Annotated in this window: 20 protein-coding genes; 13 read left to right on the forward strand and 7 right to left on the reverse strand. The window is 70.7% G+C overall.

Annotated features, from left to right (window positions below; all coding sequences use genetic code 11):
• Positions 1 to 81 precede the first annotated feature (81 nt).
• Positions 82 to 330 (reverse strand): WhiB family transcriptional regulator, encoded by a 249-nt coding sequence (locus ABC271_RS05495; protein WP_013583608.1) that lies wholly within the window; start codon positions 328 to 330, stop codon positions 82 to 84.
• 217 nt (positions 331 to 547) lie between these two features.
• On the opposite strand from ABC271_RS05495, the gene ABC271_RS05500 reads away from it, so the two are divergent.
• On the forward strand, positions 548 to 928 hold the full coding sequence (locus tag ABC271_RS05500) for a histidine kinase (protein ID WP_412923888.1): 381 nt from the start codon (positions 548 to 550) through the stop codon (positions 926 to 928).
• 154 nt (positions 929 to 1,082) lie between these two features.
• Here the strand turns inward: ABC271_RS05500 and bcp are convergent, their stop codons facing one another.
• Genes bcp through aroA form a run of 3 tightly spaced genes read right to left on the reverse strand, consistent with a single transcriptional unit; the run spans position 1,083 to position 3,964 of the window.
• A complete protein-coding gene (gene bcp / locus ABC271_RS05505) occupies positions 1,083 to 1,556 on the reverse strand; it encodes a thioredoxin-dependent thiol peroxidase (RefSeq protein ID WP_412923889.1) in 474 nt (157 codons plus the stop codon).
• Entirely contained in the window at positions 1,553 to 2,617 is a 1,065-nt protein-coding gene (rsgA, locus tag ABC271_RS05510) for a ribosome small subunit-dependent GTPase A (protein WP_412923890.1), read from the reverse strand. Before rsgA ends, bcp begins: the two co-directional genes overlap by 4 nt.
• A 3-nt stretch (positions 2,618 to 2,620) precedes the next feature.
• Complete coding sequence (gene aroA, locus ABC271_RS05515) at positions 2,621 to 3,964, reverse strand: 3-phosphoshikimate 1-carboxyvinyltransferase (RefSeq protein ID WP_412923891.1); 1,344 nt, start codon at positions 3,962 to 3,964, stop codon at positions 2,621 to 2,623.
• Between the two features lie 32 nt (positions 3,965 to 3,996).
• Here aroA and ABC271_RS05520 point away from each other — a divergent pair, with 32 nt between their 5' ends.
• From ABC271_RS05520 to ABC271_RS05540, 5 genes are read left to right on the forward strand one after another with little or no spacing between them, the layout of a single operon-like run.
• A complete protein-coding gene (locus ABC271_RS05520; RefSeq protein ID WP_412923892.1) occupies positions 3,997 to 4,659 on the forward strand; it encodes a sigma-70 family RNA polymerase sigma factor in 663 nt (220 codons plus the stop codon).
• Positions 4,656 to 4,898, forward strand: a complete 243-nt coding sequence (locus tag ABC271_RS05525) for a zf-HC2 domain-containing protein (protein WP_412923893.1) — start codon at positions 4,656 to 4,658, stop codon at positions 4,896 to 4,898. Before ABC271_RS05520 ends, ABC271_RS05525 begins: the two co-directional genes overlap by 4 nt.
• 48 nt (positions 4,899 to 4,946) lie before the next feature.
• Positions 4,947 to 6,245 (forward strand): GNAT family N-acetyltransferase, encoded by a 1,299-nt coding sequence (locus ABC271_RS05530; protein ID WP_412923894.1) that lies wholly within the window; start codon positions 4,947 to 4,949, stop codon positions 6,243 to 6,245.
• Between the two features lie 37 nt (positions 6,246 to 6,282).
• Positions 6,283 to 8,808, forward strand: a complete 2,526-nt coding sequence (locus ABC271_RS05535) for a phosphatidylglycerol lysyltransferase domain-containing protein (protein WP_412923895.1) — start codon at positions 6,283 to 6,285, stop codon at positions 8,806 to 8,808.
• Positions 8,805 to 10,109 (forward strand): alpha/beta hydrolase, encoded by a 1,305-nt coding sequence (locus ABC271_RS05540; protein WP_412923896.1) that lies wholly within the window; start codon positions 8,805 to 8,807, stop codon positions 10,107 to 10,109. The genes ABC271_RS05535 and ABC271_RS05540 overlap by 4 nt, the downstream gene beginning before the upstream one ends.
• Positions 10,110 to 10,170: 61 nt before the next feature.
• On the opposite strand, the gene ABC271_RS05545 is transcribed toward ABC271_RS05540, so the two are convergent.
• Positions 10,171 to 13,863, reverse strand: a complete 3,693-nt coding sequence (locus tag ABC271_RS05545; RefSeq protein ID WP_412923897.1) for a multifunctional oxoglutarate decarboxylase/oxoglutarate dehydrogenase thiamine pyrophosphate-binding subunit/dihydrolipoyllysine-residue succinyltransferase subunit — start codon at positions 13,861 to 13,863, stop codon at positions 10,171 to 10,173.
• Between the two features lie 139 nt (positions 13,864 to 14,002).
• Here ABC271_RS05545 and guaB1 point away from each other — a divergent pair, with 139 nt between their 5' ends.
• Positions 14,003 to 15,457: a GMP reductase gene (gene guaB1, locus ABC271_RS05550; RefSeq protein ID WP_412923898.1), complete on the forward strand. Its 1,455-nt coding sequence runs from the start codon at positions 14,003 to 14,005 to the stop codon at positions 15,455 to 15,457.
• On the opposite strand, the gene ABC271_RS05555 is transcribed toward guaB1, so the two are convergent.
• Positions 15,447 to 16,421: a glycoside hydrolase family 76 protein gene (locus ABC271_RS05555; protein ID WP_412923899.1), complete on the reverse strand. Its 975-nt coding sequence runs from the start codon at positions 16,419 to 16,421 to the stop codon at positions 15,447 to 15,449. The genes guaB1 and ABC271_RS05555 overlap by 11 nt on opposite strands.
• Before the next feature lie 150 nt (positions 16,422 to 16,571).
• On the opposite strand from ABC271_RS05555, the gene ABC271_RS05560 reads away from it, so the two are divergent.
• Together ABC271_RS05560 and ABC271_RS05565 are read left to right on the forward strand one after the other, a co-directional pair.
• Positions 16,572 to 17,915, forward strand: coding sequence for a hemolysin family protein (locus ABC271_RS05560; RefSeq protein ID WP_412926107.1), 1,344 nt, complete (start codon positions 16,572 to 16,574; stop codon positions 17,913 to 17,915).
• Complete coding sequence (locus ABC271_RS05565; protein WP_412923900.1) at positions 17,912 to 18,973, forward strand: hemolysin family protein; 1,062 nt, start codon at positions 17,912 to 17,914, stop codon at positions 18,971 to 18,973. The genes ABC271_RS05560 and ABC271_RS05565 overlap by 4 nt, the downstream gene beginning before the upstream one ends.
• A 48-nt stretch (positions 18,974 to 19,021) precedes the next feature.
• Here ABC271_RS05565 and ABC271_RS05570 read toward each other — a convergent pair whose 3' ends face one another.
• Complete coding sequence (locus ABC271_RS05570) at positions 19,022 to 20,080, reverse strand: NADH:flavin oxidoreductase/NADH oxidase (RefSeq protein ID WP_412923901.1); 1,059 nt, start codon at positions 20,078 to 20,080, stop codon at positions 19,022 to 19,024.
• A 29-nt stretch (positions 20,081 to 20,109) separates the two neighbouring features.
• On the opposite strand from ABC271_RS05570, the gene ABC271_RS05575 reads away from it, so the two are divergent.
• From ABC271_RS05575 to ABC271_RS05590, 4 genes are all read left to right on the forward strand, one after another.
• The gene (locus ABC271_RS05575) at positions 20,110 to 20,961 is read left to right on the forward strand and encodes an ADP-dependent NAD(P)H-hydrate dehydratase (protein WP_412923902.1); all 852 of its coding nucleotides are present in this window, start codon (positions 20,110 to 20,112) and stop codon (positions 20,959 to 20,961) included.
• Between the two features lie 114 nt (positions 20,962 to 21,075).
• Positions 21,076 to 22,380, forward strand: coding sequence for a hypothetical protein (locus tag ABC271_RS05580; RefSeq protein ID WP_412923903.1), 1,305 nt, complete (start codon positions 21,076 to 21,078; stop codon positions 22,378 to 22,380).
• A 9-nt stretch (positions 22,381 to 22,389) separates the two neighbouring features.
• On the forward strand, positions 22,390 to 22,713 hold the full coding sequence (locus tag ABC271_RS05585) for a thiamine-binding protein (RefSeq protein WP_412923904.1): 324 nt from the start codon (positions 22,390 to 22,392) through the stop codon (positions 22,711 to 22,713).
• Positions 22,714 to 22,789: 76 nt separating this feature from the next.
• Positions 22,790 to 24,070 (forward strand): MFS transporter, encoded by a 1,281-nt coding sequence (locus ABC271_RS05590; RefSeq protein ID WP_412923905.1) that lies wholly within the window; start codon positions 22,790 to 22,792, stop codon positions 24,068 to 24,070.
• Positions 24,071 to 24,088: the final 18 nt, after the last annotated feature.

Consider the following 24,088-nt stretch of genomic DNA (forward strand, 5'->3'; position numbering starts at 1 on the left):
TGCGACCGCCGCGACCGCCGCGACCGCCGTCGCAAACGAAAGGAGCCCACCCGGAAGGGTGGGCTCCTCGGCGACGTGGCGTCAGGAAGCGCGGCGGGCGCGAGCGGCGCGGCGCTTGAGAGCCCGGCGCTCGTCCTCCGACAGACCGCCCCACACGCCCGAGTCCTGGCCGGACTCGAGGGCGTACTGCAGGCAGACCTCGGTGACGGTGCAGCGTGCGCAGACCGACTTGGCCTTCTCGATCTGGTCGACCGCGGGACCGGTGTTGCCCACGGGGAAGAACAGTTCGGGGTCGACGGTCAGGCAGGCTGCTTTGTCGCGCCAATCCATAGGGGTGCTCCTTGTTGCGGGAAAATTACTGATGGCGGGCACCGGGGTTCGGGTCCGGTACCCTGGTGGGATACGCGAGCGATTGCTCGCCCCACGTCGCTGTGGGAGCACACGGCTTTTTCCATGCTCCCACAGCGCTTCCGGCCGATCAAGAGGTAACCGGCAGGTTTCCAGGTTGCAACGCCGGGGAAACACTTGTCGGGAAGGATCGCGGGTCATGCCGGTTCGTCTTCTGGCCGCGCTCGTCCTCGGGCTCGAGGCGATCGGTGTCCTGGCGCTCGCCGGCTGGCAGGTCGTGGCGCTGCTCGGGGGCGATACCGACTCCGTCGTCAGCTCGATCGCGCTCATCGTGCTCACCGTCATCGGGGCCGCAGCCGTCGGCGCGTTCGCCGTCGCGACGGCCCGCGACGTCTCCGCCGGCCGATCGGGCGGCATCGTGACGCAGCTGCTGATCCTGTCGGTCGCGATCGGCGCCGTGACGGGGGAGTGGGCGGCGCCCGGCGTGGCGCTGCTGATCGCCGCGCCCGCGGTCGTCGGCCTGGTCCTGCTGGTGCTCGCCGTGCGTGCGGCCGCGCCGCGCCGCCGCGACGACGCCTGACGCTCCGCCGTACCGCGGCATCCATCGCGCTTCCCCTGGGTTGGGGCGGGATCCTGCGTTCGGGGCGGAAATTCGCCGCCCTGAAGAGGGGAATGCGCCCCACACCGGAAGGCGCGCTGCCGGCGCCGTGCCGGCGGCCGGACGGGACCGGGTGTCAGGCCGCGGCGAGACCGAGCGCCTTGCGCAGGCGCGCGACGTGACCGGTGGCCTTGACGTTGTACTGCGCCTCGACGATGCGGCCTTCTTCGTCGATCACGAAGGTCGAGCGCAGAACGCCCGTGACGGTCTTGCCGTAGTTCTGCTTCTCGCCCCACGCTCCGTAGGCCTCGTGCACGGCGTGGTCGGGGTCGCTCAGCAGCGGGAACGTGAGACCGTCGCTCTCACGAAAGGCACGCAGCTTCTCGGGGGTGTCGCGCGAGACGCCGAGCACGGTGTACCCCGCGCCCTGGAGCGAGGAGAGGCTGTCGCGGAAGTCGCAGGCCTGCGTGGTGCATCCGGGCGTCTGCGCGGCGGGGTAGAAGTACACGATCACGCGGCGACCGCGGAAGTCGCTGAGCGAGACGGGGTGCTCGTCCTGATCGAGCAGGGTGAAATCGGGAGCGGCCTGGCCGGCTTCGAGAGTCGTCACCCCTCCAGCCTAGAACGCTCGATCGACTGGAACGTCGTGAGCAGCCGCTGCAGCGAGTCCAGTCGCGCCGCCCCGCCCGGCCCGAGGCGGCCGGATGCCACGGCCTCGATGATCGCGCAGTCGGGGGCGTCGGGCAGGTGCGTGCAGCCGCGGGGGCACTCCTCGGCGATCTCGGCGAGGTCGGTGAACGCGGCGAGCACGTTCGCGGGGTTCACGTGGCCGAGACCGAAGGAGCGGACGCCGGGGGTGTCGATGACCCATCCCGATCCGGCCGGCCCCCGGTAGCGCAGCGAGACGGTGGATGACGAGGTGTGGCGCCCGCGTCCCGTGACCTCGTTCACGTGCCCGGTCGCGCGCACCGACCCGGTCAGCGCGTTCACGAGCGTCGACTTGCCGACCCCCGAGTGCCCGACGAACACCGTCGAGTGCCCCACCAGCGCCTCGCCGATCCGCTCGAGGGGCATCTCGTCCTTGCCGCTGGTGAACACCCGCAGGTCGACGCCGTCGAAGTGCGAGAGGAAGTCGCTCGGGTCGGCGAGGTCGGTCTTGGTCACGACCAGCAGGGGACGGATGCCGGCATCCAGGGCTGCGACCAGGTACCGGTCGACGAGGCGTTCGCGCGGCTCCGGGTCGGCCGCGGCGACGACGACGAGCATCTGGTCGGCGTTGGCGACGATGACGCGTTCGACCTGGTCGGTGTCGTCGGCGCTGCGGCGCAGGAGCGACGTGCGCTCCTCGATGCCGATGATGCGTCCGAGTGTGCCCTCGGCGCCGGAGAGGTCGCCCACGACTCGCGCGCGGTCGCCGTTGACGATCGGCTGTTTGCGCAGTTCGCGTGCGCGGGTGGCCAGGACGCGACGTTCGTCGGGGCCGTCCTCGTCGACGAGCACGGTGTACCGTCCTCGGTCGACGCCCAGCACCCGGGCGATCTGCGCATCCGCGTGCGCGGGACGGCGCTTGGTGCGCGGCCGGTTCGCCTTGGGGTTGGGGCGGACCCGGACCGACGACTCGTCGAATTCGAGGTCGTCGTCGTCATCGGCTGCGTCGTCGAGCCAGCTCACGCGTCAGTCCGTGGCATCCGTGCCCAGCATCATCTGCCAGAGCGCGGCGAACTGCGGGAGCGTCTTCGCCGTCGTGCCGATGTCGTCGATGACGATGCCCGGCACGCGGAGACCGATCAGTGCGCCCGTCGTCGCCATGCGGTGGTCGTGGTGCGCCTTCCACTCGCCGCCGCGCAGGGGAGAGGGAATGATGCGGATGCCGTCGTCGAGCTCGTGCGCTTCGCCGCCGAGCCCGCGGAGATTGCCGACGAGCGCGGCGATGCGGTCGGTCTCGTGCCCGCGGATGTGCCCGATCCCGTGGAGGGTCGTCGGGCCGTCCGCGAACGCGGCGAGACCGAAGATCGTCGGCGCGAGTTCTCCGGCGGCCGAGAGGTCGAGCTCGGCGCCGAGGATGGCCTCACCCGCCGTGACCGTGAGCGTGCCGCCCCGACGGTGCACCTCGGCGCCCATCTCACCGAGGATCTCGGGGAGCAGGGCTCCGGGCTGGGTGCTGTGCGCGGGCCAGCCGGTCACCGACACGGATCCGCCGGTGACCATCGCGGCGGCCAGGAACGGCGCGGCGTTGGAGAGGTCGGGCTCGATCGCGACGTCTTTCGCCCTGATCGGCCCGGCGGGCACGATCCACTCGCCGACCGCGGGGCGCTCGACGTGGACGCCCCGGTGTGCGAGGGCCTCGACGGTCATGTCGATGTGCGGGATGCTCGGCAACCGCGACCCGACGTGACGCAAGTGCAACCCCACGTCGAATCGGGGAGCGACCAGCAGGAGACCCGAAACGAACTGGCTCGACTGGCTGGCGTCGATCTCGACCTCGCCGCCGCGCACGTGCCCGTGTCCGCGCACGGTGAAGGGGAGCGTCCAGCTGCCGCCGTCGTCGATGTCGACGCCCACCTCGCGCAGGGCCGAGACCATCGCTCCCATCGGGCGGTGCAGGGCGCTCGCGTGCGCCGTCACGTAGACGTCGCCGCGCGCGAGACCGGCGATCGGCGTGACGAAGCGCATGACCGTTCCGGCCTGGCCGCAGTCGACCGTCGTCCCCGCGCGGAAGGCTGGCGGCGGGGTGACTCTCAGGTCGGGGCCGAACGGCGATCCCTCGTCGATCTCCTCGACCTCGGCACCGAGAGCCCGCAGCGCGTCGATCATGCGCGCGGAATCGTCGGAGTGGAGCGGGGCGTGCAGCACGCCCGGTCCGTCGGCGAGCGCCGCGAGCACGAGTTCGCGGTTGGTCAGCGATTTGGATCCGGGCACGGTGACCGTGGCATCCACCGCCGCGAGCGCGACGGGTGCTGCCCATTCGCCGCGCGGCGCGGCGGTCGGGGAAAGGGGGGAATACCCGAGGTCGCTCATCGGTTCCTAGCCTACTGAAAGGGGGACGACACATGACCGCACTTCTCGAGCGCCCGGTGCTTCGGTGGGCCGAACATCCGGCCGACGTAGACTGGCCGTTGATGGACGACAAGGCAGATGCGACGGAGCCTCGCGCACAGTTCGAAGAGCAGGCTCTGCCCTTCATGGACCAGCTGTACGCGGCGGCGATGCGCATGACGCGCAACCCGGCCGACGCGGCCGACCTCGTGCAGGAAACCTTCGTGAAGGCTTTCGGCTCGTGGTCGACCTTCACGCAGGGCACCAACCTCAAGGCGTGGCTGTACCGCATCCTGACGAACACGTACATCAACACGTACCGCAAGAAGCAGCGCGAGCCGTACCAGAGCGCCATCGACGACCTCGAGGACTGGCAGCTCGGTGGTGCCGAGTCGACCACGGCCACGAGCGCCCGTTCGGCCGAGGCCGAAGCGATCGATCACATGCCGGCATCCATCGTGAAGGACGCCCTGCAGTCGATCCCCGAAGATTTCCGGTTGGCGGTGTACCTCGCCGACGTCGAGGGCTTCGCCTACCAGGAGATCGCCGACATCATGAAGACCCCGATCGGCACGGTCATGAGCCGCCTGCACCGCGGCAGGCGGCTGCTGCGTGACCTGCTGTCGGACTACGCGAAGGAGCGCGGCATCCAGGCCGCGACGGGAGTGAAGAAATGAGCGACTGCGGCTGCGACAAGGCACGGCGCGACCTCGAGGAGTACCTCCGCAACGAGGTGTGCAAGACCGAGCACAACGACATTCGCGAGCACCTCGAAAATTGCCCCGAATGCCAGGGCGAGGCGCTGGTGGCGCGCACCCTCACCGATGTGGTGGCTCGGGCATGCAAGGAGACGGCTCCCGACGAGCTCCGCGATCAGGTGCTGGCGCGGCTGAGGTCCCTGCAGGCCGCTCACTGACCCGTGCGGCTCGCGCGCCGCGAGGCAGGTCGTCCGTAGGCTGGGGTCATGGCCACCGCACAGACCTCGACCCTTCCCCTGGATGCCGAATCCTCGGCGGCGTTGGCCGACCGCGGCCTCGAGTACGCACTCGTCGACCGTGACGGCGACGCTTTTGCGCCCTTCCTGAGGTCGGTCGCGCGCGGATTCCTCGGTGAGGAACCGACGGCGGAACAGATCGAGAGTTCGCGCGACAGCCTGCGCGGGCGTCGTCTCACGGGCGTGTTCGACCGCCGTGGGGTCGAGCCCGATGCCCCCGTCGCGACGGTGGATTCGTGGGTGAACGAACTGACGGTGTCGCCCGGGCGGACCGTTCCGATCTGGTCGATCAGCGCCGTCACGGTCGCTCCGACGCACCGTCGGCGCGGCATCGCCACCGCGCTGCTCACCGGTGAGCTGCGCACCGCGGCGGCCGCGGGGTACCCGCTGGCGGGTCTCACGGTCACCGAGGCGACCATCTACGGCCGCTGGGGATTCTCGCCCGCCGCGTGGGCGTCGAACGTCACCGTCGACACTCGCCGGGCCCGCTGGACCGGTCCGGTCGCCCCCGGTCGCCTCGACTTCGTCTCGCGCGAAAGCCTGCCCGCGCGGATGACCGCCATCCACGAGCGTCTGCGCGTTCGTCGACCCGGAGCCGTCCCGGGCTGGGAGGGCCGCTGGCGCGGCATCGCCGGGCTGACCCCCGAAGCGCCGGATGCCAAGAAGGTCCGGGCCGTGGCGTACACGGATCCGGGGGGCGTCGAGCGCGGGATCCTCGTCTACACGATCGCCGAGCGCGAGGAGTTCACCGCCCACGAACTGGAGGTGCGCGCGCTCTTCGCGGACGGCGATGAAGCGCTGGGCGCGCTGTGGCGATTCGCTCTGGAGCACGACCTCGTCGGCCGCGTCATGGCGGAACTCCAGCCGGCGGTACCGCCGGTGCAGTGGATGGTCTCCGATCGGCGGGCGGTCACGGCCACGCTCACCGACCATCACTGGCTGCGCGTTCTCGACGTGCCGGGGGCTCTGGCATCCCGCGCCTATGCCGCCCCGCTCGACCTCGTGATCGGGGTGGGCGATCCGCTCGGGTTCGCGGACGGCGCGTGGCGCGTCCGCATCGATACGTCCGGCCAGGCGACCGTGGAGCGGGCCGACGCCGAACCCGATGTGCGGATGCCCGTCGGATCGCTCGCGTCGCTCCTGCTGGGCGGCGTGCGTGCCACCGAGCTCGCCACGGCGGGGCTCGTCGAAGGAGAGCCGCACCAGCTGGGAGCGATCGACGGTGCCTTCGCGGCCGAGGCGACGCCGCTTCTGGACATCTGGTATTGAGCGCCTGCCCATAGAGTCCCCGAGTAACATCCCGCCGATGTCCGCGCCGCTCCACACCGCCGCCGCCGCCCCGCGGCGCGGTTGGCGTACCCGCGGACGCTCGAGGGCCTTCCTGCGGGCTGCAGGGAGGTATGTCAGGACGCATCCCGTCTCGTTCGCGTTCGTCATCCTGATGCTCTCCGCCGCCGCTCTCACCGGGACGCTCTGGGGTGAGGATGCCTCGATCTGGGGCGCCGGCCCCCTGGCGACGTTCGGCGCGGGGCGGTGGTGGACGCTGCTGACGGCCCTCCTGATCCCGGACTCGACGATCGACGCGCTGGTGTCGGCGGCGCTGGCGGTCACGGTGCTCGCCTACGCCGAGAGACTGCTGGGATCCGCTCGTGCCGCTGGTCTGCTGATCGTGCTGGGCCTCGCCGGGCTCCTCACGGGCATCGGCCTGCACGCGGCCGCGTGGGCCCTCACCGATCTCCGGCCCGTGATCGCCGCCGAGGTGCCGGTCCTCGACCCGACGACACCGATCGCGGGGGTCGTGATGGCCGCCGCGGCCTTCGCTCCGACGCTGTGGCGCCGCCGGCTCCGGTTGGTCGGCTTCGCGATGCTCGCCCTGTTCGCCCTCTACGCCGGGGATGCCGACTCCTGGTATCGCCTGAGCGCCGCCGTCCTCGGCCTGGCCGTGGGCGAGGTCCTCGCGCGCGGTCGGGAGCGTCGGGCGTGGCACCGGAGCTCCACGCGCGAGACGCGTACGCTGCTCGCGCTGGTCGTCGCGGTCGTGGGCAGCGGACCCCTCGTCGCCCTCATCAGCGGTGGCGGCCGTGGTCCTCTCTCGCTCGTCGTGGATGCCTATACGCAGTACGACGACGAACTGCTGGCGCGCTGCGACCGGGTGGCCTCGTCCGTGTGCGACGAGCAGCTGGCGCTGCTGATGACACGCGGGCTCGGTCCCGCGCTCTTGGCCGTCACACCGCTCGTCCTCATCCTGGTCGCCGCCTGGGGCCTCCGGCTGGGGCGACGCGCGGCTCTCATCCTCGCCGTCCTCACCCTCGTGGCCACCGCCGTCATCCCCGTGGTCTCACTCGTGGACGGCCGGTTGCGCATCGACCCGTGGGTGGACGGCAGCGGCGCGGAGTACGTGCTGTGGGCCCTGGCCACCGTGGTCATCCCGTTGACCCTCGCCGGCGTTCTCGTCATCCAGCGTCGGAGGTTCCCCATCCGGGCGACGCGCGGTGCGGCGCGGACCGTCTCGGTCGTGATCGGTGTGGCCTTCGTCGCGTGCGCGACGACGTTCTTCGCCATCGAGGCTCTCGGGCGCCGTTCCTTCGACCGCGATCCGTCGGTCGTGGATCTCGTCCTCCTCACGTTGCGACGCTTCCTGCCGCCGGCCTACACCAACCCCGCGGGCGTCGCGAATTTCCCGCATCACGGCCCCGCACTGTTCGCCTATCAGTGGGTGGGCGTGCTGTTCTGGGCGATCGTGATCGCCGCCGTCCTGTGGCTGTTCCGCCGGGTGCAGCGCCCCGACCCCGGCGACACCCGGCTCTACCGCGAGCTGCTCCAACGGGGCAGTGACACTCTCGGATTCCTCGGAACATGGGCCGGCAACCGGCACTGGTACTCGGATGACCGCGAGTGCGCGGTCGCGTATCGCCTCGTCGGCGACGTCGCGCTCGCCATCGCCGACCCGCTCGCACCGGTCGGTCGGAGGGTGGAGACCCTGCGGACCTTCTCGGATTTCTGCGTCGAGCACGGCTGGACCCCCGCCTTCTACAGCGTTCACGACGACACCGCCGCCGACCTCGAGGGGCTCGGGTGGCGAAGGGTGCCGGTGGGCGTGGAGACGGTGATGGACCTCCCGGGACTGACCTTCGCGGGCAAGGCCTGGCAGAAGGTCCGGCAGCCGTTGACGCGAGCCGAGCGCGAGGGGTACACGGCGGTGTGGACGCGCTGGCACGAACTCACGGTCTCGCAGTCCTCTCAGGTCATCGCGATAGATGAGGAGTGGGTGGCCGACCGCGCACTGCCCGAGATGGGGTTCACGCTCGGCTCGCTCGACGAGCTGCGCGACCGCGACGTCCGGCTGCTCCTCGCGGTCGGGCCGGACGGGCAGATCGAGGCCGTGACGAGCTGGATGCCGAGCTGGACGGACGGAGCGGTGACCGGGTGGACGCTCGATTTCATGCGACGTCGCACAGACGGACCCAACGGCATGATGGAGTTCCTCATCGCCAAAGCGGCGTTGCAGCTGCAGGAGGAGGGGGCGGCCGTGCTGAGTCTCTCCGGCGCTCCGCTCGCCGAGGCGCCCGATGCGCCCGCGGACGGCGATCAGGCCCCCCTGCGCGCGCTGCTGCGCTGGTTGGCCGAGGTGCTCGAGCCCGCGTACGGTTTCGCCTCCCTGTTCCGCTTCAAGGGCAAGTTCCGGCCGCGCTATCGCGAGCTCGCCCTGGCCTACCGTGACCCGCTCCATCTTCCGGCCATCGGAGCGGCCGTGGGCCGTGCGTACCTGCCCGACGCCTCGCGTCGGGAGATCGTCGCGCTGGCGCGTACCGCCTGGGAGGGCCGTCGATGATCCGTCACATCCTCGCGCTGGAACTCATCACCTCCCCCCTGCTGGCGATCGCGGTCGCCGTCGCCGCGGTCGGAGTCCTGCTCGTCATCCTCTGGCGGCCGCGCCGTGTCATCCGCACGCTCGTCATCGCGCTGGCCGCCGGCGTGGCGATGTACATCGCGGCGGCCGTGCTGGAGGCCCTCGGCACCTTCCAGGGGCCCTTGCCCGCGGGAGCGGCGTGGTGGGCGGCGGGCGGAATCACAGCGGCGGCCATCGGTGTCGTCGGCGTCTTCCGTGGGCCATGGGGACGCCGTCTCGTCGGCGTCGTCACCGTCGTTTCCGCGCTCGCCGCGGCGGCTCTGGGGGTCAACACGTCGTACGGCGTGACGCACAATCTCGCGGCGATCCTCGGCATCCAAGCACTCGACCCGGCGGTCCTGCCCGCGAACGGGGGCGTGATCGAGAGCGACCCTGCCACCCTCTACCAGAGCTGGCAGCCTCCGGCCGGGATGCCGACCCAGGGAACGGTGAGTGCGCTCAACGGAGGGACGCATATCCCGACAGGCCAGTACGCCGCGCGTGACGCCTCCCTCTACCTGCCGCCCGCAGCGCTCGTGCCGAACCCCCCGGCGCTGCCGCTGCTGGTGTTCATGATGGGCCAACCGGGGTCGCCCGACCCGCTGCCCCTGGCGAAAGCGCTCGACGCCTTCGCGGCGCAGAACAAGGGGCTCGCGCCCATCGCGATCGTCGTTGATCAGCTCACCGCTCCCGACCTCGACCCCGCGTGCGTGGACTCGGCGAAGTTCGGTGCCGTCTCGACCTACATCAACCAGCTCGTGCCGCAGTGGGCCGAAGCGAACCTGAACATCGTCAAGGACCACCGCTACTGGACGATCGGCGGCTTCTCGAACGGCGGCTCCTGTGCGGCGTTGTACGGCTCGAAGTACCCCGACACGTGGGGGCAGATGCTCGACGTCATGGGCAACGAGTTCCCAGGCTCCGAGCACGTGGATCAGACGGTGGCCGACGTCTACTCCGGTGACGCGGCGGCGTTCCAAGCGAACAAGCCCTCGGTGGTGATGGCCGCGGCGCCCGCGGGTACCTACGCCGGGCACACGGCCGTCTTCACGTGGGGCAGCCTCGACAGCACGTACGGCCCCGGGCAGCTTGCGAACTCGCAGGCGGCCCAGGCGGCCGGCTTCACCGTGCTGACGTACATCGTCGAGGGAGCGGGACACACCGGCGAGGCGCTCGACGGGAGTCTCGCTTTTGCGATCCCGGCGCTGGCCCCGACGCTCGGCCTCGCGCCTCCGGCATCCTGAGTTCCTGAGAACGACGAAGGGGCCCGGTCGAGATGACCAGGCCCCTTCGTCGTTTCGGTGATCAGCGCGCGAGCGCCGCCTTCATGATCTCGGCGTGCTCGTTCGCGTGGACCTTCGGCGAGCCCGTTGCGGTGGAGGCCGCGGAGGCGCGGGAGATCACACGGATGCCGCGGCCACCCAGCTGGTCGGCGACCTCAAGCGCGATGAACGGCCAGGCTCCCTGGTTCTCGGGCTCGTCCTGGACCCACACCAGCTCGGCGTTCGGGTAGGTCTCGAGGACGCGGTTGAGCTCATCGACGGGGGCCGGGTAGTACTGCTCGAGGCGGACCAACGCGATCTCCGGGTTGGGGTTCTTGTCGAGCTCGGCACGGAGGTCCCAGTGGATCTTTCCGGCGTGAAGCAGCACGCGGGTGACGGCGCCGCGGTCGAGGTCGCGGTTGTCGTCGAGCACGGGCTCGAAGCGACCCTCGAGGAAGTCTTCGACGGGGCTCGTCGCACCGCGCAGGCGCAGCATGGCCTTCGGGGTGAAGACGATGAGCGGGCGGCGCGGACGCTGGTACGCCTGGCGGCGCAGCAGGTGGAAGTACGACGCCGGCGTGGACGGACGCGCGACGATCATGTTGTCCTGCGCGCACATCTGCAGGTAGCGCTCGATGCGCGCCGACGAGTGGTCGGGTCCCTGACCCTCGTAGCCGTGGGGGAGGAGCAGCACGACGCTCGACTGCTGCGCCCACTTCTGGTCGGCCGAGGAGATGAACTCGTCGATGACGGACTGCGCGCCGTTCGCGAAGTCGCCGAACTGCGCCTCCCACAGCACGAGGGCGTCGGCACGCTCGACCGAGTAGCCGTACTCGAACGCCATCGCGGCGTACTCGCTGAGCAGCGAGTCGTAGACCCAGAAACGGCCCTGGTTCTCGCTGAGGTTCGCCAGCGGCAGCCATTCCTGACCGTTGTTGCGGTCGTGCAGAACCGAGTGGCGCTGCACGAACGTGCCGCGACGCGAGTCCTGGCCGGCCAGACGCACCGGCGTCCCCTCCATCAGCACCGAGCCGAAGGCGAGGAGCTCGCCGAAGGCCCAGTCGATGCCTCCGTTGCGGCTCATGTCGAGTCGCTTCTCGAGCAGCTGCTGCAGCTTGTTGTGCACCGTGAAGCCGTCGGGCTTGTTGACGAAGGCGTCGCCGATGTGGTGGACGACCTCGCGCGAGACACCGGTGGTCTCGGGGGCCCCGACGACCACGTCATCGGACGCGTCGGTCGAGACGATCGGGGTGGAACCGGTCTCCGCCGCGTGGGTGTCGGCGAACGCGACCTCGAGACGGTTCTGGAAGTCCTGCTTGGCCTGCTCGTACTCGTCTTCCGTGATGTCGCCGCGGCCGACGAGCGATTCGGTGTAGAGGCGCCGCACCGAGCGCTTCGCCTCGATGAGGTTGGTCATCAGCGGCTGGGTCATCGAGGGGTCGTCGCCCTCGTTGTGACCGCGACGGCGGTAGCAGACGAGATCGATGACGATGTCGCGGTGGAACTCCTCGCGATAGAGGAACGCCAGATCGGCCGCGCGGACGACGGCCTCGGGGTCGTCGCCGTTGACGTGCAGGATCGGAGCCTGGATCGTCTTGGCGACGTCGGTGGCGTACACCGAGGTGCGGGCATCGGTCGGCGTGGTGGTGAATCCGACCTGGTTGTTCACGACGACGTGGATCGTGCCCCCGGTGCGGTAGCCGCGCAGCTGCGACATCTGCAGCGTCTCGACGACCACGCCCTGGCCCGCGAAGGCCGCATCGCCGTGGACGAGGATCGGCAGCCACGAGAACGTCCCGATGGGCTTGCGGTCCTGCTTGGCGCGGACGATGCCCTCGAGCACGCCGTCGACGGTTTCGAGGTGCGAGGGGTTCGCCGCGAGGTAGACGGGCAGTTCGTCGCCGGAGTCGCCCACGAAGGTGCCCTCGGTGCCGAGGTGGTACTTCACGTCACCCGAGCCGCGCTTGCTGCCCACGGCGACGGCGCCCTCGAACTCGCGGAACACCTGGCCGTAGGTCTTGCCGGCGATGTTCGTGAGCACGTTGAGGCGGCCGCGGTGGGCCATGCCGATCGCGGCACCGTCGAGGCCCGCGGATGCCGCGCCCTGGAGGATCTGGTCGAGCAGCGGGATGAGGGACTCGCCGCCCTCGAGGCTGAAGCGCTTCTGACCGACGTACTTCGTCTGCAGGAACGTCTCGAACGCCTCGGCCTGGTTCAGCTTCGACAGGATGCGCAGCTGCTCATCGTGGCCGGGCTTGGTGTACTTGACCTCGATGTTGCGCTGGAACCACTGGCGCTGCCCGGGGTCCTGGATGTGCATGTACTCCACGCCCATGGTGCGGCAGTAGGAGTCGCGCAGCACGCCGAGGATGTCGCGGAGCTTGGCGACGCGCTTCGCCCCGAGACCGCCGGTGACGAACTCGCGGTCGAGGTCCCAGAAGGTGAGCCCGTGGGACTCGATCTCGAGGTCGGGGTGGGTGCGCTGGACGTACTCGAGCGGGTCGATGTCGGCCATGAGGTGGCCGCGCACGCGGTACGAGTTGATGAGCTCCTGCACGCGGGCGCTCTTGTCGATGCGCTCCGAGAGGTCGACGCTGATGTCGGCCGCCCAGTGGATCGGCGCGTAGGGGATGCGCAGCGCCGCGAAGATGTCGTCGTAGAAGCCGCGCTGCCCGATGAGCAGTTCGTGCACCTTCTTCAGGAACTCGCCGGACCCGGCGCCCTGGATGACCCGGTGGTCGTAGGTGCTGGTGAGGGTGATCGTCTTGCCAATCGCCAGCTCGTTGAGCGTCTTCTCGCTGGCGCCCTGGAACTCGGCGGGGTACTCCAGCGCGCCGGCGCCGATGATCGCACCCTGGCCGCGCATGAGACGGGGGACCGAGTGCACCGTGCCGATGCCGCCCGGGTTCGTGAGCGAGATCGTGGTGCCCTGGAAGTCGCCCGGCGTGAGCTTGTTCGACCGTGCACGGCGGACCAGGTCTTCGTAGGAGGCGAGGAACTCGCCGAAAGACAGCGTGTCGGCGCGCTTGATGCTGGGGACCAGGAGCGCGCGCGAGCCGTCGGGCTTGGGCATGTCGATGGCGATGCCGAGGTTGATGTGCGCGGGCGCCACGACCGAGGGCTTGCCGTCGATCTCGGCGTAGTAGACGTTCTGGCTCGGGAACTCTTTGAGGGCCTGGATGAGCGCCCACCCGATGAGGTGCGTAAAGCTCACCTTGCCGCCGCGGGTGCGGGCCATGTGGTTGTTGATGACGATGCGGTTGTCGATCATCAGCTTCGCGGGGATCGTGCGCACGCTCGTGGCGGTGGGCACCGTGAGCGAGTCGTCCATGTTGCTCGCGAGCGCCTTCGGCATGCCCTTGAGGACGGTGACCCGGTCTTCTTCGGTGCTGTCGCCGCCGGCCGAGGGAACGGCGTTCGGGGCCTGCGCGGGAATCGGCTGCGGCGCGGCGGGCTTGGCCGTCGTGCGTGCCACGGGCGCCTGGCCGACCACCGGGATCGGTGCGGTCACGGGCTTGGGCTCCGACGGTGCCGCCTTCGCCGGGGCCGGTGGCGGCGAAGCGGCCGGGGCGGATCCGTCGACGACCGGGTGGTACGCCTCCAGGATGGGCCACCAGGCCTTGTCTACGGAGTGCTTGTCGACTTTGAACTGTTCGTAGAGCTCGTCCACGAGCCACTCGTTCGCGCCGAACTCGCCCTCGCTCGAAGTACCGACGCCCGTCACCTGGCTCGACACAGTCGATCGCCTGCTTTCCTCGATGAAGATTCGTGTGGATGCACGCAGTGATCTTCGTTGCGCACTCGTTCCAGCCTAGCCGAGGAATACCGGCTCATCCCGGGGTCTCCCCATGATCGGATGTGATGAGGTGGATCACATGGAGTTCTCCGGTGCACAGCCCGACGTCGATCTGACCTACTCGGACGTCTTCCTGGTTCCCCGTCATTCGGAGGTGGGCAGTCGTTTGAGCGTCGACCTGGCTCCCGGTGACGGGAGCGGGGCCACCCTGCCGCTGGTCTCGGCCAACATGAACTCGGTCACCGGCCTGCGCCTGGCCGCGACGCTCGCGCGCCGGGGAGGTCTCGGCGTGCTGCCGCAGGACCTGGCCCTGCCCCGCCTGGTCGAGGCCGTGAAATGGGTCAAGGCGCAGCCGGTCGCGTGGGACGCCGCCCTGGTCCTGCCGCCCTCGGCCACGGTGGCCGAGGCGCGCCTCGTGCTCCCCGCCGTTCCCGGGCGGGGGATCGTCGTCGCCGAGCAGCGCGAGGACGGCACCGTCCCCCTCGACGGCTACCGGGGAATCGTCCCGGCCCCGCGTCTGGCCACGGCGCTGCCGGATGCCACTCTCGGCGACATCGCCCGCACGGACGCGTCGCCGGTCGAGGTCGACCGGATCGGCGACCCGCACGAGGTCTTCGCGCTCGTGGGAGCGGCCGACATCGTCGCGGTGGTCGACGGCGACCGCATCGTCGGCACGCTCTCCGCGCGCAGCGCTCTGCGCGACTCGGTCTACCGCCCCGGCGTCGACGCGGACGGGCGTCTCATCGTCGCCGCCGCCGTCGGGATCAACGGCGACGTCGCCGGGAAGGCCCGCGCGCTCGCCGCCGCCGGTGTCGACGTGCTCGTCGTCGACACCGCCCACGGGCACCAGGAACAGATGCTGCGGGCGCTGCGCGACGTCGCGGCGCTGGACCTCGGCATCCCGATCGCCGCCGGGAACATCGTCACCGCCGACGGGGTGCGCGACCTCACGGTCGCGGGCGCCTCGATCCTCAAGGTGGGCGTCGGCCCCGGGGCGATGTGCACCACGCGCATGATGACGGCCGTCGGACGGCCCCAGTTCTCGGCGGTGCTCGAGACGGCGGAGGCCGCCCGCGCCGCGGGGGCCCACGTGTGGGCCGACGGTGGCGTCCGCTACCCGCGCGACGTCGCCCTCGCGCTCGCCGCGGGCGCCGCGTCTGTGATGATCGGGTCGTGGTTCGCGGGGACCATCGAGTCGCCGGGTCGACTGCGAACCGACGAGGACGGCCGCATCTACAAAGAGTCGTGGGGCATGGCCTCGACCAAGGCCGTGCAGGGGCGTTTCCAGGCACTGGATGCCTTCGAGCGTGCCCGCAAGGAGCTCTTCGCCGAGGGCATCTCGTCGTCTCGCATCTACCTCGATCCCCAGCGCCCCGGGGTGGAGGACCTGCTCGACATGATCACCTCGGGCGTGCGGTCCTCGTTCACGTACGCGGGAGCGGCGACGGTGGCACAGTTCCACGAGCGCGCCCGCGTGGGGCTGCAGTCCGCGGCGGGCTACGAAGAGGGCAAGGCGCTGCCTGTCAGCTGGTGAGCTCTCCCGAGGCCGTGACGTCGGCCTCCAGTGTGATCCAGGCGCCCAGCTGAACCGAGAGGTCGAGGTCTTCGCCGGATCGGACCGCGGAGCGCCGCGGATCCGCCGGGAACAGCCCGTCCGCGCGGTTCGCCCACAGGGCCTCGGCGTTTCGGTGCACGAGCCGGCGCGCACGGTCGGCATCCTCCGCGTCGAGGCCGGTGGCCGCGACCGCGAGGTATCGGGCCAGGATGCCGGCGAAGAGACCGCCGTCCCCGCCCCCGGCCGCGGGGAACAGCCCGTCGTCGGCGGCGCACCAGCGCTCGACCGCCCGGACGACGGCGGCGGCGCGTCGCCGGTCGCCCACGGCGATCGCGGCTCCGATCGCGACGCCCTGGTTGTAGGTCCACAGATCGGGGCGGACGACGCCGTGTTCGATCCCATCGCGCACGAGTCCGGTTCCCGGATCGTCGAGGGTCGCGGCGACCCACGCGCTCAGCTCGGCGGCGCGGCGGCCGTAGCGGCTGGGAGCGAGGACCATCGCGGCCGGACCGTTCGCGGGGGCGTTGTACAGCACGCTCCCCGTGCGCCAGGGCAGGGCTCCGACCGCGGGATCGATCGCCCGCTCCAGCACTCGCGCGATGCGCGCGCGGGCGTGGCCGCGGGGCCGCGCCTCGGCCAAAGCCAGACCCATCCACGCGATGTCGTCGTAGAACGGCGTGATCCACGTTCCCGCGGTACGCACGGTCACGCCGCGCAACAGGGCGCTGATCAGTCGGCGTCGCTTCGCCGCGGGGCGGTGGCGCTCCGCTTCGGCGAGCCCGTGGATGAGATGGGCGTGCCACCAGTAGTGCCACGTGCGTGCCCCCTCTCCCGCGAGCGCGCCGTGGGCCCACGCGATCGGACCGTAGCGGTGCACGTAGGCGGCGACGACCGCTTCCTCGGCGAGAGCGGCGCGCCGCTGGGGGGAGCGGGTGGCATTCATCACCCCATCCTGTCGGGCCGATGCGGATGCCACCCGCCCCGTGCCCGCCCGCGCGAGAGGCCCTAGAATCGGGGGCACGATGGACGACCCTCCCAGTTGTAGACCCGAGCCCCGACGACCCACTCCCGCTGCGAGCGGGGGTGACGCGTGATGGATTACGTCATGTTGGGCGTGGGGCTACTGCTTACGGTGGGAACGGGCCTCTTCGTCGCGAGCGAATTCGCCCTGGTGAACCTGGATCGCGCCGACCTGGAGGCGCGACGCGACGCGGGTGAGAGCCGACTCTCCCTCACGATCGATGCGCTGCGGATCACGTCGACGCACCTCTCCAGCGCGCAGCTGGGCATCACGCTGACGACTCTCCTCACCGGTTACACAATGGAGCCGGCGATCTCGAACCTCCTCCGTCCCGTCTTCCTGTCGTGGTCGATTCCGGAGGCGGTCGTGGTCCCGGTCTCGGCGGTGCTCGGTATCGGCATCGCCACCGTGCTGTCGATGATCCTCGGCGAGCTCGTCCCGAAGAACTTCGCGCTCGCCGTCCCACGTCAGGCCGCCAAGCTCGTCATGCCCTTCCAGGTGGCCTTCACCATGGTGTTCCGTCCGGCCGTCGCGGTGCTCAACGGCAGCGCCAACGGCGTGCTGCGCGCCGTCGGAGTGGAGCCCAAGGAGGAGCTCTCGGGCGCGCGCACCGCGGAGGAGCTCTCGAGCCTGGTGAAACGCTCCGCGAGCGCCGGCATGCTCGAGCAGGACACCGCCTCTCTCCTGGACCGCAGCCTCACCTTCGCCCGGCTGAGCGCCGCCGACGTCATGACGCCCCGCCCGAGCGTGCACGCGCTCGCCGCAGGAGAACCGGTCGACGCCGTCATCCAGCTGGCCCGGCGCACCGGGCACAGCCGCTTCCCGGTCTACGAGGACTCGATGGACGACATCGTCGGCGTCGTGCATCTCAAGGCCGCCGTGGGGGTGCCCCGCGACCGTCGCGCCGACGTCCCCGTCGCCGCCCTCGCCACCGAGCCGCTCCGCGTGCCCGAGACCGTGCACCTCGACACGCTCGTGTCGGAGCTGCGCTCCCGCGGGTACCAGATGGCCATCGTCGTCGACGAGTACGGCGGCACCGCCGGGGTCGTGACGCTGGAAGACCTCGTCGAGGAGATCGTCGGCGAGGTGCTCGACGAGCACGACCGTTCGCGTGCGGGCGTCGTGCGCACCGCGGCATCCCTCACCTTCCCCGGCGACCTGCGTCCCGACGAACTCCTCGACCGCGCCGGGGTGCGCGTGCCCGAGGGCGAGGTCTACGACACCGTCGGCGGATTCCTCATGGCCGAACTCGAACGCATCCCGAAGGTCGGAGACACCGTGGCGATCGAGGACGGCATCCTCACCATCCATCGCATGGACGGCCGGCGCGTGGACCGTGTGCAGTTCACGCCGACGCCCTCCGAGGAGAACGTCGACGACCTCGTGCGCGCCGCGAAGGGGGGTAACCAGCGATGAGCGACTGGGCAGGAATCGCCTGGCTGGTGGTGCTGCTGGCCGCCAACGCCTTCTTCGTGGGCTCGGAGTTCGCCGTCATCTCCGCCCGCCGTTCACAGGTGGAGCCGCTCGCCGAGCGCGGCTCGCGGTCGGCCAAGACCGCGCTCTACGCGATGGAGCACGCGACGCTCATGCTCGCGACCTGTCAGCTGGGCATCACCATCTGCTCGCTGCTGATCCTGAACGTCTCCGAGCCCGCGATCCACCATCTGATCGCCGAACCGCTGGGGCTCACCGGGCTCTCCGAGACGGCCGTGGACGTCGTGGGCTTCGTCGTGGCGCTTCTGCTGGTGTCGTACCTGCACGTCGTGTTCGGAGAGATGGTGCCGAAGAACCTGGCGTTCTCGCTGCCTGATCGCGCCGTCCTGATGCTCGCCCCGCCCCTCGTGGCGGTGTCGAAGGCGTTCTATCCGATCATCGTCGCGCTGAACTGGACGGCCAATCACATCGTGCGTCTGTTCCGGGTCGAGCCCAAGGACGAAGCGACCTCGACCTACACGCTCGACGAGGTCGCCACGATCGTGAACCAGTCCCGCCGCGAGGGCGTCCTCGACGACGCCGCGGGCACCGTGACCGCGGTGGTGGAGTTCACCGAGAAGAAGGCATCCGACATCGCGGTGCCGATGGCCGACCTCGTGACCCTCCCCGAAGAGACGACGCCGGCCGACATCGAACGGGCCGTGGCACAGCACGGCTACTCGCGGTACGTGATCGTCGACGGGCACGGGCACCCGGCGGGGTACGTGCATCTCAAGGACGTGCTCCGTGTCGCCGAGGGGCCCGACGACGAGGCCCGCATGGCGCGGCCCATCCCGGCCAAGCGCATCCACCACATGGTCTCGGTGCTCGAGTCGACCGACCTCGAGGACGCTCTCGCCCTCATGCGCCGATCGGGCCGTCACCTCGCGCAGGTGCGTGACGACGCCGGCCAGGTGCGCGCGGTGCTCTTCCTCGAGGACGTGATCGAGGAGCTCGTGGGCGAGGTGCAGGATGCCACCGCCCGCCGCCGGTTCGTCTGACGCACACCGTCGAGGGGTCCCGGTCGGACCCCTCGACGCCGTCGCACGTCAGTAGGCGCGCAGGTACTGCGCGGGCGCGGGGAGATCGGCACCGAGCTCGGCCGCCGCGCGCAGCGCGTAGTGCGGGTCGCGGAGCCACTCGCGTGCGGAGAGCACGGCGTCGGCGCGGCCGTCGGCGACGATCGACTCCGCCTGTCGGGCGTCGTCGATCATGCCGACCGCCCCGACGAGGAGCCCGGTCTCGCGACGGACGGTTTCGGCCAGGGGGACTTGGTAGCCGGGACCGGGGTGAATGTTCTGATGCGGCACCAGTCCGCCGCTGGAGACATCGATGAAGTCGGCTCCCACGGCGGCGACGCGCTCCGCCGCGCGGACGGTGTCGTCGATGTCCCACCCGCCCTCGGCGGCATCCGTCCCGGAGAAGCGGACGAAGACCACGGCGTCCGGCGCGGCATCGCGCACCGCCGCGGTGACGCGTTCGAGCAGACGGACGCGTCCGTCGAACGACCCGCCGTACTCGTCCTCGCGAAGGTTGCTGAGGGGCGAGAGGAACTGGTGCAGCAGGTAGCCGTGGGCGGCGTGCACCTCGAGCACCTCGAAGCCGGCCGCGACAGCGCGGCGGGCGGCATCCGCGAAATCGCTCACGACTTTCTCGATGCCCGCTTCGTCGAGCTCGCGCGGCTCCGCGAAGCCGGGGTAGGCGAGGGCGGACGGCGCGACAGTGGTCCACCCGCAGTCCTCGGGCGCGACGGATCCTCGGCCGCCGGTGAGGGGCGAGGTGGTGGAGGCCTTGCGGCCCGCGTGGCCGAGCTGCACCCCCGGGACCGCACCCCGAGCGCGGATCGCGGCGACGATCGGCGTCCACGCCTCCGCCTGGGCGTCGTTCCACAGGCCCACGTCGTCGGGCGAGATGCGTCCCTCGGGCGAGACAGCCGTGGCCTCGGCGATCACGAGGCCGGCGCCCCCGGCGGCGAACTGGGCGAGGTGCACGTGGTGCCAGTCGTTCGGGAGGCCGTCGACGGCGCTGTACTGGCACATCGGCGAGACCCACAGCCGATTGCGCATCTCGATACCGCGGATCGTCAGGGGAGTGAAGAGGGTGCTCACGTCGGCCTCTCTCGTTCTAGGGTGACGCCATGACGGCGAGGGATTGGACGGGGCACGATGCGGCCCGCACACTTCGAAGGCCAACCGACGCCGACGACAAGTATTCCCGCGGGGTCGTGGGCATGCGCACCGGATCCGCGCGGTACCCGGGTGCGGCGGTGCTGGGTGTCGAGGCGGCCTGGCGCACCGGCACCGGGATGGTGCGCTACGTCGGGCCGGAGCGAGCGCAGGACCTCATCCTGCAGCGGCGTCCGGAGACCGTCACGGCGGACGGGCGCGTGCAGGCATGGGTCATCGGATCGGGCACGGATGCCACCGAGCGCGACGCCGCGGAGACCGCGGCGCTGCGCGGCATTCTTTCGGGTGACGTGGCCGTCGTCGCGGACGCGGGCGCGCTGGACCTCGTGCCGGCCGCCTCGGCACCGGTGATCGTGACCCCGCACGCGCGTGAGCTGGCTCGGCTTCGCGAGGCGTTGGGGCTGGATTCCGGGTCCGGAACCGGGGACGAGGCCCGCGAGCGGGTGGCGGCCGAGACGGCGGAGGCCCTCGGCGGCGTCGTGCTGTCGAAGGGCGCGGTGACGATCGTCGCGGCGCCCGGGGGATGGGTGCGCCGCGTCGTAACGGGAACGCGGTGGCTGGCGACGGCCGGGACCGGGGATGTGCTGGGTGGCGTCCTCGGCGCGGTCGTGGCGGGCGCAGCGGCGGAGGGTCGCGCCTCGCTCGACGACCTCGCGGCGTGCGCGGCGACCGCCGCGTGGGTGCACGGCACCGCCGGGACGGCTGCGGCGGACCGATACGGCGAGGGAGGCGGCCCGATCACGGCGCTCGACGTCGCGGAGGCGGTTCCCCGGGTCGTCGCGGGTCTCCTCGGCGCGCACTGACGGACTCGATCGCATAACGAATGCCGTCCCGCACGCCCGGCGGGCCGCGGGCACGCGCGGTCGACGGCATCCACCGGTCAGGGTCGCGCGAAATCGCCCGCTTAGGATGATCCGGTGGTGAGGCGTGTCGTCATTCTGTTGCTGGCGTTCGTCGCCGTCCACGTCACGGTGGGGATTCTGGGCTTTCAGCAGCCCAACGAACCCATGGGCGACGTGTATCTGGTGTACGAACCGTGGTCGCGCTGCGCCCTCTTCGGCAGCGTCGACATCACCTCGTGCACCCGCTCGGTCGCGTGGGAGTGGCCCGGCATCACCGAGAAGTGGATCTACCCTCAGCTCGCCTTCCTGCCGATGACGTTCGCGTGGCTCTTCGCCTGGGCCATCTCGTACACCCCGGCGTGGGCGCTCACGGTGTCGCTCGCGAACCTCATCGCCTTCGTCGTGCTGGTCGGTTCGGCCCGGTCGCGCGGTCGCGTGATCGCCGCCGCGTTCTGGCTCGCCGCGATCCTGCTCATCGGTCCCGTCGGCATCTACCGGATCGACGGCATCACCGTCCCGTTCGCGATCCTCGGCGGTATCTGGCTGGTGCGCCGGCCGTTCGTGGCATCCGCCCTGTTGTCGATCGCGGTGTGGATGAAGGTGTGGCCCGCGGCGATCCTCGCGGCCGGATTCGTGGCGATCCGTCGTCGCCTCGCCCTCGTCTGGGGCGCGGTGGCGGTATCTCTCGCGACGATCATCCCCGTCGTGGCCCTCGGCGGCGCGCCCTACGTCTTCGGCTTCGTGGGCGATCAGACCTCGCGCGGCATCCAGATGGAAGCCCCGGTCGGCGGGCTGTACATGTTCCTGGCGTCGTTCTACGTCCCCGGGTCCGAGGTGTACTACGACGGGACCGTCCTCACGTTCCAGGTCACCGGCCCCGGCGCCGACGTCGTCATCGCCGCGATGACGCCGATCATGCTGCTCGTCATGCTCGCGGTCCTCGTCGTCGGGGCCCGCAAGATGTGGCGCGGAGCCACCTTCCTGAGCCTCTTCCCGCCGCTCTCACTCGCTCTCGTGACCGCGTTCATCGCGCTCAACAAGGTCGGCTCCCCGCAGTACTACGTGTGGCTGTTCCCGCCGGTGGTCCTCGGCCTGATGCTCGACCGGCGTCGCTGGTACGGGTTCGCCGCCCTCACCCTCGCGATCGCGGGCGTGACGCAGTGGGTGTATCCGCTCGTCTACGACGGGCTCATGGCGACCCATCCCGCCCCCTTCCCGGTGTTCCTGTTGGAGATCCGGAACCTCCTGGGCGTCGTGCTCATGGTGTGGGCCATCGTGCGTGTCTTCCGCGCTCCCACCGAGCGCGTCGCGCGACCGAAGGATCTGCGCGAGTGGGTCATCGGGCGCCGTTCGGTTCCCGCGCGGGTCGCGGCGAAGTAGCCTCGAACCATGCTCGTCGCGTTCTCTGTCGCCCCCTCCGGAGTCGGTACCGCCTCGGCGGAGAACGCCGACGGATCCGTCCACGATGCCGTCGCGGCGGCCGTGTCGGTCGTGCGCGCGTCAGGTCTGCCGCATCGGACGACCTCGATGTTCACCGAGATCGAGGGGGAGTGGGACGAGGTGTTCGACGTCGTGAAGCGGGCGACGGATGCCGTTCTGCCGTATGGCTCCCGCGTCTCCCTGGTGTTGAAGGCCGACATCCGCCCCGGTCGGACCGGCGAGATCGACGGCAAGATCGAGCGCCTGGAACGGGCGATCGACGACGCGTTCTGAGCGCGACGCCGTCGGACGACACGCTCGGTCCCGAAACGATTCGACAGGCGCGGTTCCGCGCGACTAGCATCGCGGAGTGACCTCTTCGACAACCTCGAAGGGCGCGGCGACGCGGGCGCTCCTTTCTCTCGCCATCGGCAGTTTCGGCATCGGCATGACGGAGTTCGTCGTCATGGGCCTCCTGCCCAACATCGCACGCGATCTCCTTCCCTCCGCCTGGGCCGCATCGCCCGACGACGCCATCGCCCAAGCGGGCTGGCTCGTGTCGCTGTACGCGCTCGGCGTGGTCGTCGGCGCCCCGACGATCGCGGGGTCGGTCGCGCGGTTCCCCCGGCACCGGGTGATGATCGTGCTCGCCGCCGCTCTCGCCTTCTTCACGCTGCTGACCGTGATCGCTCCGACGTTCGAGCTGGTCGCGGCATCCCGGTTCCTGGCCGGTCTTCCGCACGGCGCCTACTTCGGCATCGGCGCGCTCGTCGCCGCCGATGCGCTGGGCCCCGGAAATCGCGCGAAGGGCGTCGCGTTCGTCCTCACGGGGCTCACCATCGCCAACGTCGTGGGCGTGCCGCTGGGCACGCTCCTGGGCCAGCAGGTCGGCTGGCGCGCCGCGTTCGCGGTGGTCGCCGGCATCTTCCTGCTCGCGACGCTCAGCATCGCGCTCTTCGTGCCCGCCCACCCCGGGATGCCGGGCCGCCGACTTCGCGACGAGCTCCGCGTCTTCCGCCTCGGGCAAGTCTGGTTCGCGCTCGGGATCGGTGCGATCGGGTTCGGTGGCTTCTTCGCGATGTACAGCTACATCGCCCCCATGGTCACCGACGTCGCCGGGCAACCCGAATGGGTCGTGTCGCTGGTCCTCGTGATCGTCGGCTTGGGGATGACGGCCGGCAACGTGATCGGCGGCAGTCTGGCAGACAAAGACCTGCGCTTCTGGCTGCGGGTCGGGCTCGTCTCCCTCTCCGTGACCTCCATCGGGCTGGCCCTGACCGCCGGGTGGATCGTGAGCCTCGTGGCGTTCGCGTTCCTCGTCGCGTTCTGCGGGTCGGCGCTGAGCCCCGCGATCCAGACGCGGCTCATGGACGTCGCGGAGGACAACCAGTCCATCGCGGCCGCGCTCAACCATTCGTCCCTCAACATCGGCAACAGCCTCGGGGCGTTCCTCGGCGGCCTGGTGATCGCCGCCGGATTCGGACTCGTCGCGCCCGCGTGGGTGGGCGCGGTGCTGGCGCTGGCCGGCCTCGTCGTCGCCCTCATCTCGTACCGCGTGGAAGACCGCAGCGGCCGCCATCCGGCGCATCGCGTCCCGGCGTCGGAGGCCGCGACGTCGGCCATCACGGGCTCGATCCCGACGCAGGGCTGAGCCCGCGGCCGCGGCACC

Source organism: Microbacterium canaveralium (assembly GCF_047238045.1).
Taxonomy (GTDB): Bacteria; Actinomycetota; Actinomycetes; order Actinomycetales; family Microbacteriaceae; genus Microbacterium.